Origin of the sequence: Phyllobacterium sp. (assembly GCF_037994405.1) — a bacterium.
GTDB lineage: Bacteria > Pseudomonadota > Alphaproteobacteria > Rhizobiales > Rhizobiaceae > Phyllobacterium.
Window position 1 is genome coordinate 1 of the sequence record NZ_JBBNAN010000044.1, and the last position, 12,677, is coordinate 12,677.

The 12,677-nt window shown below is 55.9% G+C and carries 16 protein-coding genes; 8 read left to right on the forward strand and 8 right to left on the reverse strand.

Annotated elements, in window-relative coordinates; translation table 11 throughout:
• Positions 1–101 precede the first annotated feature (101 nt).
• Positions 102–578, forward strand: a complete 477-nt coding sequence (locus AAAC48_RS02940) for a host attachment family protein (RefSeq protein WP_340652736.1) — start codon at positions 102–104, stop codon at positions 576–578.
• Between the two features lie 344 nt (positions 579–922).
• Here the strand turns inward: AAAC48_RS02940 and AAAC48_RS02945 are convergent, their stop codons facing one another.
• From AAAC48_RS02945 to AAAC48_RS02955, 3 genes are all read right to left on the reverse strand, one after another.
• Positions 923–1,078 (reverse strand): hypothetical protein, encoded by a 156-nt coding sequence (locus AAAC48_RS02945; protein ID WP_340652737.1) that lies wholly within the window; start codon positions 1,076–1,078, stop codon positions 923–925.
• 260 nt (positions 1,079–1,338) lie between these two features.
• Positions 1,339–2,421, reverse strand: a complete 1,083-nt coding sequence (locus AAAC48_RS02950; protein ID WP_340652738.1) for an alkene reductase — start codon at positions 2,419–2,421, stop codon at positions 1,339–1,341.
• An 18-nt stretch (positions 2,422–2,439) separates the two neighbouring features.
• Positions 2,440–2,586 (reverse strand): hypothetical protein, encoded by a 147-nt coding sequence (locus AAAC48_RS02955; RefSeq protein WP_340652739.1) that lies wholly within the window; start codon positions 2,584–2,586, stop codon positions 2,440–2,442.
• Between the two features lie 376 nt (positions 2,587–2,962).
• On the opposite strand from AAAC48_RS02955, the gene AAAC48_RS02960 reads away from it, so the two are divergent.
• A complete protein-coding gene (locus AAAC48_RS02960; protein ID WP_340652740.1) occupies positions 2,963–3,505 on the forward strand; it encodes a flavin reductase family protein in 543 nt (180 codons plus the stop codon).
• Here the strand turns inward: AAAC48_RS02960 and AAAC48_RS02965 are convergent.
• The gene (locus AAAC48_RS02965) at positions 3,498–3,743 is read right to left on the reverse strand and encodes a hypothetical protein (RefSeq protein ID WP_340652741.1); all 246 of its coding nucleotides are present in this window, start codon (positions 3,741–3,743) and stop codon (positions 3,498–3,500) included. The two genes, AAAC48_RS02960 and AAAC48_RS02965, sit on opposite strands and share 8 nt — an antisense overlap.
• A 634-nt stretch (positions 3,744–4,377) precedes the next feature.
• On the opposite strand from AAAC48_RS02965, the gene AAAC48_RS02970 reads away from it, so the two are divergent.
• The 5 genes from AAAC48_RS02970 (at position 4,378) to AAAC48_RS02990 (ending at position 7,678) form a co-directional block, all read left to right on the forward strand.
• Positions 4,378–4,818 carry a hypothetical protein gene (locus AAAC48_RS02970; RefSeq protein ID WP_340652742.1) on the forward strand — a complete coding sequence of 147 codons (441 nt, stop codon included), beginning with the start codon at positions 4,378–4,380 and terminating at the stop codon, positions 4,816–4,818.
• A 3-nt stretch (positions 4,819–4,821) separates the two neighbouring features.
• Positions 4,822–5,235: an autotransporter outer membrane beta-barrel domain-containing protein gene (locus tag AAAC48_RS02975; RefSeq protein ID WP_340652743.1), complete on the forward strand. Its 414-nt coding sequence runs from the start codon at positions 4,822–4,824 to the stop codon at positions 5,233–5,235.
• A gap of 290 nt (positions 5,236–5,525) precedes the next feature.
• Positions 5,526–5,975 carry an autotransporter outer membrane beta-barrel domain-containing protein gene (locus tag AAAC48_RS02980; protein WP_340652744.1) on the forward strand — a complete coding sequence of 150 codons (450 nt, stop codon included), beginning with the start codon at positions 5,526–5,528 and terminating at the stop codon, positions 5,973–5,975.
• A 344-nt stretch (positions 5,976–6,319) separates the two neighbouring features.
• Positions 6,320–6,691 (forward strand): hypothetical protein, encoded by a 372-nt coding sequence (locus tag AAAC48_RS02985; RefSeq protein ID WP_340652745.1) that lies wholly within the window; start codon positions 6,320–6,322, stop codon positions 6,689–6,691.
• Positions 6,692–6,865: 174 nt separating this feature from the next.
• Entirely contained in the window at positions 6,866–7,678 is an 813-nt protein-coding gene (locus AAAC48_RS02990; protein ID WP_340652746.1) for an alpha/beta hydrolase, read from the forward strand.
• Positions 7,679–7,843: 165 nt separating this feature from the next.
• Here AAAC48_RS02990 and AAAC48_RS02995 read toward each other — a convergent pair whose 3' ends face one another.
• From AAAC48_RS02995 to AAAC48_RS03010, 4 genes are all read right to left on the reverse strand, one after another.
• Positions 7,844–9,565, reverse strand: coding sequence for an AMP-binding protein (locus AAAC48_RS02995; RefSeq protein WP_340652747.1), 1,722 nt, complete (start codon positions 9,563–9,565; stop codon positions 7,844–7,846).
• 89 nt (positions 9,566–9,654) lie between these two features.
• Complete coding sequence (locus AAAC48_RS03000; protein WP_340652748.1) at positions 9,655–10,455, reverse strand: anti-sigma factor; 801 nt, start codon at positions 10,453–10,455, stop codon at positions 9,655–9,657.
• A complete protein-coding gene (locus AAAC48_RS03005; protein ID WP_340652751.1) occupies positions 10,452–11,006 on the reverse strand; it encodes an RNA polymerase sigma factor in 555 nt (184 codons plus the stop codon). The genes AAAC48_RS03000 and AAAC48_RS03005 overlap by 4 nt, the downstream gene beginning before the upstream one ends.
• A gap of 143 nt (positions 11,007–11,149) precedes the next feature.
• Complete coding sequence (locus AAAC48_RS03010; RefSeq protein ID WP_340652749.1) at positions 11,150–11,710, reverse strand: tetratricopeptide repeat protein; 561 nt, start codon at positions 11,708–11,710, stop codon at positions 11,150–11,152.
• Positions 11,711–11,987: 277 nt separating this feature from the next.
• Between AAAC48_RS03010 and AAAC48_RS03015 the strand changes: the two genes are divergently transcribed.
• On the forward strand, positions 11,988–12,305 hold the full coding sequence (locus AAAC48_RS03015; RefSeq protein WP_340652750.1) for a hypothetical protein: 318 nt from the start codon (positions 11,988–11,990) through the stop codon (positions 12,303–12,305).
• The last annotated feature ends 372 nt before the right edge of the window (positions 12,306–12,677 follow it).

Here is a 12,677-nt window from a genome sequence, read left to right on the forward strand (position 1 = left end):
CTTCTGTACTGCTTGAAATCGCGGATATCGGCGGCTCGTTGATCGTGGCATGTGCGTCGCGATTTCCAACGGAACGAACTTCCAGTAAAAAGGAATTTCAAATGACAACGTATCAGTCGGAGTCTGAGATGGTTGATGTCATGTTGAACCGTCACACGTGGGTCTTGGTCGCTGATAGCGAGAAGGCGCTGTTCCTGTGTAACAAGCGGGACATGAGCAATGTCCAGCTCAGCATCATTCACCAGCTGCACAATTCCAACCCCGCAACCCGGGAACAGGGTACTGACAAGCCCGGGCGTCTTTCCAGTGGTCCGGGTTTGGGGCGCAGTGCCGTGGAGGATACGGACTGGCATGAGATTTCCAAGAAACGTTTCGCCAAGGAGATCGCTGACGCGCTTTATTGCCATGCGCACAAGGGGGAATTCGAGCGCCTGATCATCGTCGCGCCGCCGCTCATGCTGGGCGAGATGCGTCAGGAATTTCACAAGGAGGTAGGAGACAAGATCGTCAGCGAAATACCTAAAACCCTGACCAATCACTCTACAGCCGATATTCAGGCGATTGTCGAAGAGAGTTGAGGACGGCGATTCCTCGCGGTTGCTCATTCCAGGTCGACCAAGTGCTGGCCCGGTTAACGCTTGTGCACGGCCACTCGGGAGGTCGTTTCGTTAGGCGGCAAAGGGAGCAACAATTCCAAGAGCGCGCTTGCAGATTGTGAGGTCTTCCACACAAGCAAAACCCCTGCCGAACGGGTAGGGGTTTCGCGGGTTGAGGCTTGATTTGGCTCTAACAAACTGGATTCTGGATACAAATATCGCGCATCGTTTCAGTGCGGCTCAGGCTCAAGATACCGCTACACTCAACTTGAAGAGATGCTAGCACATGTGGCGTCAAATTCAAGGATTAGATGACGGAAAGGCGATCACGACTTCACCTTCAAACGTTCTACTTCTTCCTCTAATCGCTTAATTCTTTCCTCCAAAGCATTGATTGCCTTGAATACAGCAACTCCCATACTCTTGAAATCACCACTATGGATTGCCGCTTCGATCGCATGTCTGGCATTTTCAACTGTCATTGTTTCCTCCGCTTGGCGGTGAACAGTTCATACGGAAAGCCCAATCCTCAAGGGGCATGAGGATTGGGCTGTTTTTGGCTGTGGGGTTAGCCAAGGCTGGTTTGGGGGAACCAGTGCTATGGAAATGCTTTCGTCCTCAGTTGGTTCCGTTGTGGCGAAAAAATAGTTACACGGTTTGCTTGGCTATGATGCCCTGTTCGACAGCTCTAAGGGGAGCCAAGTAGAGCCGTGCATAACATTTGCTGGCAGATAAGGCAGGTTCAGCCTTGGACAAGTTCAAGGCTGGGGTAATCGGTGTAGCCCTTTGCGCCTTGGGTGTAATACGTGGATTTGTCGGCGGAATTGAGCGTTGTATTTTGGCGCCAGCGCATTGGCAGATCGGGATTGGCGATGAAAGCCTGGCCGAATGCGATCAAATCGGCCCTGCCTTTGGCCAAGGCTTGCTCGGCATGTGCGCGCTTAAAGCCGCCCGCCAGAATGAGGGGGCCCGTAAATGCCAACCTTATGGCCGCAGCGGTGACAGGATAGCCTTCTGGCTGGACTAGCGGTTCGACCACATGCAGATAGGCAAGACCGAGCGGATCGAGCAGACCGGCGATCTGGGCAAAGTGGCTGGCCGGATCGCTGTCGCTCATACCCTGATATGGGTTTGTCGGAGAAAGGCGAACGCCGATACGATTGAGCGGCCAATGCGCCTCGATCGCCTCGATGATTTCAAGCAGGATGCGTGCACGGTTTTTCACCGAGCCGCCATAGGAGTCGGTGCGGATATTGCTGCCATCGCGCAGGAACTGATCGACCAGATAGCCGTTGGCGCCGTGTATCTCGATGCCATCGAAACCGGCCGATTTTGCCCGGGCCGAAGCTGCCGCAAATCCAGCGACGATGGTTGGGATCTCATCGAGTTCGAGCGCTCGCGGGCTGGCGTAAGGCTCAGCACCCTTGGCGGTGTAGACCGTTCCTGCCGCCGCCAATGCCGATGGAGCTACAGGCTGCCGACCACCGCACAGCTGTGACGGATGTGCCGTTCTCCCCATGTGGGATAGTTGCACGAAGATCCTGCCACCAGCTTTATGGACCGTATTGGCGACCAGGCGCCACCCTGCCTCCTGGTCGTCATTGGTAAGACCGGGCCGTGTTGGCACATCAATCGCACTGAACGGGTCGATTTCCGTCGATTCCGAAATGATCAGCGCGGCGCTGGCCCGTTGCGCATAATAGAGCGCGCTGAGTTCGCCAGGTATCTTGCCGTAGGATGCACGGTGGCGAGTCATTGGTGCCATGACGATGCGGCTGGGTAGGGCGAGATCGCCAATTGTCAGCGGGGAGAAGAGTGCGGCCATTGGCGTATGCCGGCTGACTTATGCTGGCAGCAGGTTGAAGAGAACGGCAATGTGAAAGGCGAAGGCGGTCACGAACAGCAGAACGACAAAACCGCGGTCCTTCACAGCGCGAAGAAAGGGCGAAGCAGCGGCATTGCGCGCTGGCGTAAAGTCTGTGGATGCCATCAGGATTCGTCTCTCATTGTTCAGTCTCCTGATCTTGCGACATTCCATACACGATTAATACGATAGAGATTATAAAAGTGTTCCTCTGGCGAGCAGCGTTTTGCGCCCAAGTGCCGATTGGTGGAAAATTATTCTTGACAACGGCATGCTTGGAACGCGAACACCCGTTTAAATCTCTACTAAACAGTCGTGTAATCGTCTCTGTGAGATTTGATTTCTCGAAAGACGCGAAAATCGCAAAACAATATCGCCAAATGCGTGTGCCTTGAGCAAATCGCAATCTGGTTGGGTATGGGGCGGATGTGCTGCAATGCGGCCCTGTATGAGAGTCCGCTTTTCGCAAAGTCTTGCGAGCAATCCAGAGGATGAGGAAAGAATGTCCGTCTTTCAAACCGGGGCGCGTGCCGTCCATCAGGAACTGACAGTGGAAGCCGACCTGTTCAAGGATTCGATGCGGCATCTCGCCGGTGCCGTGAGCGTAATTACGGTTGGCCGGGGCAATGACCGGACCGGATTTACGGCCACTTCGGTTTCCTCGCTGGCCATCGACCCGCCTTCGGTAATCGTCAGTCTCAATCGTGATTCCTCATCCTGGCCGGTATTGCAAAGGCATGGCAGTTTCTGCGTGAATGTGCTGGCGCATGATCAGCGGCACGTGGCGGAGAGCTTTGCTGGCCAGGGCGGGCGCAAAGGTGTGGAACGCTACCAGGACGCGCAATGGCAGGAACTTGCAACGGGCACTCTGGCTCTGGCGAACGCACTCACTGTGCTCGATTGCGAACTGGACGATGCCATCGAGCGGCATTCGCATGGAATTCTGATCGGAAGGGTGAGGGCGCTGACGTTGCGGCGCAATGCCGAGCCGCTGCTTTATTGGCACGGCGCCTATCGCCACATCACTGCGCCGATCGCTAAGTAACGATCGCAGTGATCGAGCCGGCGATCAACGCGATCGACAGGAACAGGATGAGCCCGTAGAGCCTTGGCTGGTCGAAAATGACCGCGAAGCCGAGGAAGAATGCGGAACAACCGGAGGCCAGTGCAAACAGAAAAGCGGGCTTGTCACCGGTCGTGATCGCAAAGGCCATGAGACCGGAAATGATCAGCGCACCGAAGACGATAAAGATCCAAGTTGCGAAGGTTTCATAGCGGTCCATTGTATTCTCCTGCATGTCGTCGCATTCCATTCAAGGGGCGATTACAACGGATTATCAGCATGCAGTCAAATTGAAGGTTGCGATTTGGATTGCGTTCATGGCGGTTCCATTTTGAACCGATGGTCGGCACCACGGCAAGTTGAGTTGAGCCCGTCTTCTGAGTATTAGTATGACTATTTGGTGTTTTACTGGTGGAATGAAGCGAGGAATCGCCAGTGACAGCACGGCTTGGCGCAGATTGAGATCTATTTACCACACTGCCAAGATTCGATGTATCCTGTAACCTTCGGTTGCACAACTTTGAATCACAATCTACTTTGCGCGGGCTGACATCGTTGTTTAGCGATTGGAATCGCAAGCCTTCTAAAGCAATTCCGCGTTACGATAACTATTGCAGGAGGGGGTTGCATGAAGTCTCATAGCCTGCGTACACCAATCGTATGGCTGCCTTCTTTTTCCTCTTACCCTTTATTCTATCCAATCAATCCGCACTTGCAGCCTGTTCTCTCATTCCCACCGCCGGGAATGATACATATATTTGCGATAGTGGCACCGGCGGCCCGTTGAAATGATCCGGGCGGCAACAATTGGCTGACCCTGCCTACCGGGGGGCACGGGCACCATCACGGGGCCGGTGTCGTTCAATTCCGGCGTCGATACCGTCATTATCAATTCCGGCACGATCAACGGCGACATCAACCAGGGCGCCGGCCATGATCGTCTCGAGCTCAATGGCGGAACGGTCAATGGCACCATTTTCCAGGGCGCCGGCGTTGACACATTCATCATGACCGGCGGCGTCGTGCAGCGGGTGGAGCAGGGCAGCGAACTCGACACGGCCACGGTCAGCGGCGGGCGAATCATTGGCCAGTTCTTTGCCGGCGATTTCTTCACGATGACAGGTGGGCAGATCGGTGAAGTCAATCTCGAGCAGGCCAACAACGAAATGCGCATGTCGGGGGGCGTCGTCGACCGCTTCGTGATTGCGACGCAGGGCCGTGACTTGCTGATACTCTCGGGCGGTTCCATCGGTATGTTCGTTGATCTCGGCAGCGGTGGCGCAATCCGCCTTTAGACGGTGCTTGGCGATGATTCATCGGCTTCCAACAAATTCATCATTTCCGGCGGCACGGCAACTGGTACGACAGGACTGGCGATCACCAATCTCGGTGGTGCCGGCGCCAGCACCGTGCAGGACGGTATCCTTGTGGTTCAGGCGGTAAACGGCGCGACGACGAGCGCGTCGGCATTCAGCCTGAGCAATCCGGTGGCAGCGGGCGCCTTCGATTATTACCAATTCAAAGGCGGTGTAACAGCGGGCAGCCATGAAAACTGGTATCTGCGTTCAACACTTGTTGCAGGCAGTGAGAACCCGACCTTGGCGGCCGGATCGGAAGGCATCCTGCCACCCGGGCCAGGCGTCGAAGCGCCCAATCCCGGGTGCAACCCCTATTGTGGCGGATCCAGGCGAAATAATTCCACTCTATCGTGAAAAGGTGCCGGTCTATTCAGCTGCACCGCCGGTTGCGCGAGAAACGGTGCTGGCTGCACTTGGAACATTCCGCGAAAGGCGCGGCGAGCAGAACCTGCTTACGCCAGGAGCGAACTTTTCGGCCGCATGGGGCCGGGTATTCGGGGAATCGAGAGACCAGAGCTGGTCGGCTACGGTCAGCCCTTCGGTCGACGGTCAGTTGTGGGGAATTAGGCCGGACTCGACATTATCAGCAATACGACCGAAAACGATCATCGCAACAATGCAGGGCTGTTCTTCGCCTATTCGAATTGGCGGTTGGGAGCCTCAATCTCGATACGACGAGCTTTGGCGGCTACTGGACTCACATTGGTCCGTCCGGCTGGTGTCTGGATGGCGTGCTGATGGGATCCTGGTTCAGCGGCGATGCCACGTCCTTGCGCGATGTCGGGATCGACATCGATGGTACGGGAATTACCGCGTCGCTTGAAGGCGGCTATCCGGTTGCGCTTTTGCAAAGCCGGACGCTGGAGCCACAGGCGCAATTGATCGGGCAGCATCTATCCCCGGAGCAGTCGGATGCGTTTTCAGATGTCGGCTTCGATACGGATGACGGCGTGACGGGCCGCCTGGGCTTCCGGCTACAAGGGAAATACGTCGTCCGGTTCCAGCCCTATGTCAAAGCCAATTTCTGGCACGATTTCAGCGGCACCGATGCTGACTGTCCTCTTCGGTCCCGATGCAATTACCAGCCAAAATGAGTCGACATCGCTCGAATTGGGTGGCGGTATCACCCATGATTTCACCAAGAATGTCAGCGCGTTTGCGATGGCCGACTACACGTTCGATCTTGACGGCGGCAGCAAGAAGATTTTCGAGGGTCGGTTTGCGCGTGAAATGGTAATTCGGAGCCTCCTTCGCGGGAAATAAGGTTCGGTATCAAATCGTGTTGCAACCGATTGTTGGAGTCGTGCATTTCTATCGGCGGTGCCTCAATTCGGATCAGAATTTGGTGCATTGTTGCTGACTGCGAACGGCTTGGTTCGCTTGGATACCGGGCACTACCAGCGCCCCGCTGGCAATCCCGAAGAGGGAGTGAACGACCATGAAAAACCTGTTAATTGCAATGGGAATACTGGCTGCGTCCAGCCTGTCCGCTTTCGCTGCAGAACCAGCGAAAATGGTGGATACCAAGATGGGCAAGGTTTGGGCGACAGAGAAGGGCATGACACTCTACACGTTTGACAAGGATACAAAGGGCAAGTCGAACTGTGATGAGAAATGCCTGAAGAACTGGCCGGCGTTCCATGCTGATGCCAAGGCCAAGGCTGAGGGCGAATGGTCCCTAGTGAAAGCCGCCGATGGCAAGGAAATGTGGGCCTATGAAGGCAAGCCGCTTTACATGTTTGCCAAAGACAAGAAGTCTGGCGACATGAACGGCGATGGTGTCGGGGGCGTCTGGCACGTCGCGAAGTAAGCGATACCCGACACGACGACAAGGCGGCTCCTGCGAGCCGCCTTTTGCTTACGCTTGTCAATTGCAAGCGTTCGCCAAACATGCTGTTCTTCATCAAGATTTGCTCCAGCAGCTAAGGACGGGATCATGAGTCTGAAGACGTTGATATGCTCTCTGGCATTTGTGGTTGCGTTTATGAGCTCGAGTGTACGAGCGGCCGAACGGTGGGAGCAGCTCCCTCAGCCAATGCCCCTGCCCACTGCCGAAAAAAGCGGCACTGCACCCGTAAACGGCATTGAGATGTACTATGCGGTATACGGCAAGGGTGCGCCGGTTCTGCTGATTCACGGCGGCCTCGGCTATGCAGGCATCTGGGGTGCTCAGGTGGCCGATCTCGCCAGAGACCACATGGTTATTGTTGCCGATAGCCGCGGCCATGGCAGGTCGACACGCAATGCTGACCCCTACAGTTACGATCTGATGTCTTCCGATTACCTCGCTCTTCTTGACTATCTCAAGATCGACAAGACCGCATTGGTCGGATGGAGCGATGGCGGTATTATCGGGATCGACATTGCCATGAACCATCCAGAACGGCTGACAAAAGTCTTCGCCCAAGCGGCCAATACAAAGGTCGAGGGGCTCAAGCCGGATGTCCTGCAGAACAAGACGTTTGCCGGCTACGTTGATAAGGCAGGTGAAGTCTACAAGGAGATATCACCGACACCGGACCAGTATGACGCTTTTGTTGAGCAGATCAGCAACATGTGGGCAAGCCAGCCCCACTGGAGCGATGATGATCTGAAGAAGATCAAGACTCCGGTTGCCATCGTTCTCGGCGATCATGACGAGGCAATCACCCGCGAGCACACCGACTACATGGCCAAGACGATCCCGGGCGCCAAGCTGATCATCCTCAAGAATGCCAGCCATTTTGCGATGCTGCAGGATCCGGAGGGCTATAACAAAGCCGTACGCGATTTCATCGATAGTGACGGGCAACCCTAGGGTCAGTCTTTCCCCGGCCGAACGGTTCGACACTGCAGCTTGCGGCCGTTTCGGCGTCCGCAGGATACGGTCTTTTCGACCGGCAACATCGTCGCAAAGTCCCTCTGCTCCTCGTATCCGAACGAAAGCCTCATACCATTTCGACCAGATTAACAGGTCCTGACCCTAGGCAGTTCTCTGTTCCTGAAGCCCCAGCTCTTCTGCCATTTGCTGGCGGATGAGGTATTTTTGGATCTTCCCGGTGATAGTCAGTGGAAATGCGTCGACGAAGCGGACGTATCGAGGCACCTTGTAATGCGCGATCTGCCCCTGGCAGAATGCCTTGATTTCATCCTCACTGCCGCTTTCACCTGGTTTCAAAATGATCCATGCGCACAGTTCTTCACCGAATTTCGTGTCGGGAACGCCAACGATGGCGACGTCCTTTATCTTGCTATAGCGGTATAGATATTCCTCCACCTCGCGCGGATAGATATTCTCGCCGCCGCGCACCACCATATCCTTCTGGCGGCCAACAATATTGCCGTATCCCTCTTCGTCGATGGTGGCGAGATCACCTGTGTGCATCCAGCCATCCGCGTCGATGGCCTCTGCTGTTCTTTCGGGATCATTCCAATAACCGATCATAACCGAATAGCCCTTCGTGCAAAGTTCGCCCGGAGTGCTGCGCGGGACGGTATTGCCGTCTGCATCAATGACCTTGCATTCGAGATGCGGCTGGACACGCCCAATCGTTGAGACCCGGCGGGAAACAGGATCTTCGGCGGAACTCTGGAAGCTGACCGGGCTGGTTTCTGTCATACCATAGGCAATGGTTACGTCGCGCATATGCATGCGCTCCATGACCTGGTTCATGACTTGGATGGGGCAGGGCGACCCAGCCATACATCCCGTGCGCAACGATGACAAGTCGAACTTGTCAAAATCGGGATGCCCCAGTTCGGCAATGAACATGGTGGGCACCCCATAAAGCGCCGTGCAGCGCTCGGTTTCGATGGTGCGAAGCACTGCCAGTGGATCGAAAGCTTGGGAAGGATAAACCATGGTTGCACCGTGCGTCAGGCAACCGAGATTGGCCATGACCATACCGAAGCAGTGGTAGAGCGGGACAGGGATGCAAAGCCGGTCGTAGGGATGAAGGCCAACGCTTCGTCCGACGAAGAAGCCATTGTTCAGAATATTGCGATGGGAAAGCGTTGCGCCCTTGGGAAGGCCGGTGGTACCGCTGGTAAACTGGATGTTGACTGGATCGCCCGCTCTGGCGGCCTTCTTGCGCTCGAGCAGCAGGTTGTGATGATGCGGTGCTGCCAGATCCGGGACGCTATCGAAGGGTACCCAGCCCTGCCGCGGCTCGCCACCAATCTGTATGACATGTTTCAACTGCGGCAGGTTGGAGGATTCTATGAGGCCTTTGGCGGTCGGAATTTCCGGTGCCAGCGTCTCGATCATTTCGGCATATTCGCTGGTCTTGAACCGCTCCGGTGCGACGAGAACTTTCACGCCGACCTTGTTCAGCGTGTATTCGACCTCCGCGAGCCTGTAGGCCGGATTGATATTGACGAGGATGATCCCGGCTTTCGCGGCAGCAAATTGTGTCAGCACCCATTCAGCGCAGTTGGGTGACCAGATGCCAATCCTGTCACCCGGCTCGAGATCCAGGGCCGTCAGTCCGGCGGCGAAGGCTTCGGCTTTTGCCTGCAACTCAGCGTAGGTCCAACGGACATTCTGATGGACATCGACGACCGCTTCCGTATTTCCCCATTCTTCTGCGGCATTTTCCAACGCCTGGGAAATCGTGATTTCCAGGAGCGGCGGTTCGCTGGCACCGCGTACATGACTGAGTATGATGTTCCCGTTTGCTTCTGGACTGGTACTTACCGAGCTCATGACATTCCTCCGAGGTCAATTGCACAGGTTTTCCATTACCTTAGTCCAATTCCCCCGGAATACCCACCGCCATTTTCGTGGAGCGGTCATCAGGCGGCTAGCGCGTTCCTTACCTGATCTGCCAGAGAATTCAATTGATCGACAGGATTGTGGCCCACCAGCATGTAGTCATGCGCCTGATCGGACCAGTAAACAACGTTCAAGCCATAGCGCTGTTCGCTTTGCGGAGAACTCGGGCCTTTGGACGACTGGACGATGCACAGAGCCAACGGACCGTTCACGGGATCGAGATAAACGATCTGGCCAAGAGGCTTGCCATCATACTGCAGGATCTGAGCGCGCTTGAAGGGAATTCCCGGCAGGGAAACAGCTTGCGCGGGCAGTGACAGGCCAAGCCTGTCGCCGACGTTGCGCAACTGCTGGTTTTGCTCCTGTTCATCACTCGCAAGATTGGCAAGTGTCTCAGGCGTATACAGCGTCAAATATTCCGCAACGACTCCCCGCCATTCCGACCCGTCGCGCTCACCCGAGACGTCCCGCATGCCAAGGTAAGCGCGATCGGCGGCGACACCGGCAAAGACCAGAGCAATGGCGGCGGCGGCGAAGCCGCGCCGGCTCCAACCCTTGCCCGCCGGCTCGGCGGCGATGGGCGCCGGAAGCCTGTCCAGAATGGCCTCGAGGTCCGCAGTCGGCGCATTTTCGAGCAGCGGTTCGAATGCATTGTAGAAGGGCATCTCACTGTGAGACAGGAATTCATACCGCGCGGCGACCGCCTCATCGGTCTTTATCAAAGCGTCGATCCGTGCGCGTTCGGTACCCTCCAGCTCGCCATCGAGAAAGGCGACGAGCAATTCGTCGGAGGGCATGGCGTGTTGTTTCTGGTCGCTCATGATTTGCCTCCTTTCGAGTGTTTTGCGACCGTATCCGAATCGGCATTTTCAGCGAGTTTCGCACGGGCGGCGGCGAGGCGGCTCATGATCGTTCCAATCGGGACGTCCAGGACTTCGGCTACCTCCTTGTAGGAAAGGCCTTCGACATAGGCGAGAAATACGGCGGTCCTTTGCGCTTCGGGGAGATTGTTCACCCGCCGCAGCACCTGGTTGGCCAGGACATGCGTCTCCGTCTCTTGCTCGCCGTCGAAAGTAAGCGTGACATCGGCGTCGACAAATCCATTGCCCATGCGGATGCGACGGGAACGCACTTCATTCAGCCAGATTGAATGCAGGATCGAGAACAGCCATCGATCCAGACGCGTTCCGCTCGCGAACTGGCTTGCTCGTTCCAGAGCGCGAACGCAGGTTGCCTGGACGAGATCATCTGCAACATCGCGCTGGCGGGACAGCACAACGCCATACCGCCAGAGCCGGGCGAGATGCTGGCTGAGACTCGCCCTGATTTCGTGTTCACTCGCGATGGTTGCCTCCGTCCCGGTCGGTCCAATACGGACGTCCGGCGCTGACGACGAGCCGGTATCCGCCCGACTATAAGCAGAAAGTTCAAGATGAGCGATGGTCACTTTGATCCCTTCTTCGTGAACGAGTCACAACCATCGCTCGTCCGTTCTTGAGCCGGGCGATGGCCCCGTCAGATATTCGATGGCTTTTCGATCGCCTCATTCAAATCGCGATATTCTTCACAGGTGGTGCCGCAGATCGACTTGATCATTATCAGCTGATCCTTGGCGAGATCGATCTGCCCTTTGATGACGTAGGCTTCGCCGAGATATTCGCGAACCTTTGCGTACTTCGGATCAAGCGCGACTGACTTCTTGTACCAGGAGATGCCTTCATCGGTGCGGCCGAGCTTGCGCGTGGCATAGCCGCGATAGTTGAGGGCTTCCTTGGTATTCGGGTTCTTCAGCGTGTCGAGCATATCCAGCGCTTCCTGATACCGTCCGGCCTTGGCCAAGGTGTAGGCATATTCCGTGCGGTCCTTGTCCGGCACGAGGCTGCTGCTCTTCTTGACACATTTCTTCGCCTTGGAATCCCAGACCTGGCCCTTGGGGCAAGCGGGTGTCGTGGCTGCATCACTACCGCCGCCGCCACCGGCGGCAAAGGTTGAGCCGGAAAGGGCGGTAATGGCTATGCCGGCGCCCAACAAAGCAAATGGGAGCTGATGGCGCAGCGAACTGACGATATTTCTCATGGCGTGTATCTCCGCAAAAAAGAACTTACGAAGAAAGAACACGCAGACCGAATATTTATTCAGACCGCCGGTCGATTATTCCGGCAAACGACAAATGAAAAACTATCTGCAATTGATTTTCAGAACCCGGCCAAAAACAGGAATGCCATGCTCATTTCCTCGAAAATTATGATCCTGCATGCGTTACGCCGGTGGCCGTAACCATCTAGATTGGGGGACGATAACGAATCCACATACGAAAAGCCTTGATACAATGAACTGCAGAGTGGTTGAGCCAATGAACGCCGAAATTGACCGCGGAACGCTCTTGCCATCATTGCTCGCGGGATCGATGCAGCCGACGAAATCGCCAGACGGGCTGGTGCTGCGGCGCCCAAAATCCTCGTCGAAAGTCGACACGGCAAAGCAGCTTGTCGAGCAGGCGAAACACGCTGCGGATATCAGCCTTGTCCGCGCAAAGGCTGCGCCAAAGCCGCACGAGATCACCAACCCGGCGTTTGTTGCGTTGTTCGAGGCTCATCAGCGCGACAAGGAAACCCTGTTTGCGGCAATGCGCGCGCTTGATGCGGCGCGCTTGGCTGCGGAGGTCGAATAGCCTTTGAACGCGTTATTTGGGCCGTTTCGCCGATGCCGGATAGCCTAAGCCCATCCTTCGAACTTGTGGTAAGGAATGTCGAGCTCCTTGGCGCAATATGCTTCGGTGCCCTTTACCTCCTCCCACGCTGCCGCAACGCTCTGCGCAGACCCTTGGGATATATTCCAATCGTCATCCGAGCGAATCCCGTTGAGAAGGCTGGTCAAAATAGCACTCGTCAAACAGGCAAAGCAGAACTCAAATCGATCGGATGCGCCTGTGAAGTGGAAGCCAATCATCTTCTTGTATTGAACCCAAGAAGGGATTGTTCTGCTCATCGGCGTCAAAATCTTCAATGGAAATCTCCACGCCACTGAGCAGATCCTTCCCGAC

Bases quoted from the DNA above. Each gene is read 5' to 3' on its own strand.
- AAAC48_RS02940 (WP_340652736.1), top strand. From the start codon at position 102: ATGACAACGTATCAGTCGGAGTCTGAGATGGTTGATGTCATGTTGAAC.
- AAAC48_RS02945 (WP_340652737.1), bottom strand. From the start codon at position 1,078: ATGACAGTTGAAAATGCCAGACATGCGATCGAAGCGGCAATCCATAGT.
- AAAC48_RS02950 (WP_340652738.1), bottom strand. From the start codon at position 2,421: ATGGCCGCACTCTTCTCCCCGCTGACAATTGGCGATCTCGCCCTACCC.
- AAAC48_RS02955 (WP_340652739.1), bottom strand. From the start codon at position 2,586: ATGGCATCCACAGACTTTACGCCAGCGCGCAATGCCGCTGCTTCGCCC.
- AAAC48_RS02960 (WP_340652740.1), top strand. From the start codon at position 2,963: ATGTCCGTCTTTCAAACCGGGGCGCGTGCCGTCCATCAGGAACTGACA.
- AAAC48_RS02965 (WP_340652741.1), bottom strand. From the start codon at position 3,743: ATGGACCGCTATGAAACCTTCGCAACTTGGATCTTTATCGTCTTCGGT.
- AAAC48_RS02985 (WP_340652745.1), top strand. From the start codon at position 6,320: ATGAAAAACCTGTTAATTGCAATGGGAATACTGGCTGCGTCCAGCCTG.
- AAAC48_RS02990 (WP_340652746.1), top strand. From the start codon at position 6,866: ATGAGCTCGAGTGTACGAGCGGCCGAACGGTGGGAGCAGCTCCCTCAG.
- AAAC48_RS02995 (WP_340652747.1), bottom strand. From the start codon at position 9,565: ATGAGCTCGGTAAGTACCAGTCCAGAAGCAAACGGGAACATCATACTC.
- AAAC48_RS03000 (WP_340652748.1), bottom strand. From the start codon at position 10,455: ATGAGCGACCAGAAACAACACGCCATGCCCTCCGACGAATTGCTCGTC.
- AAAC48_RS03010 (WP_340652749.1), bottom strand. From the start codon at position 11,710: ATGAGAAATATCGTCAGTTCGCTGCGCCATCAGCTCCCATTTGCTTTG.
- AAAC48_RS03015 (WP_340652750.1), top strand. From the start codon at position 11,988: ATGAACGCCGAAATTGACCGCGGAACGCTCTTGCCATCATTGCTCGCG.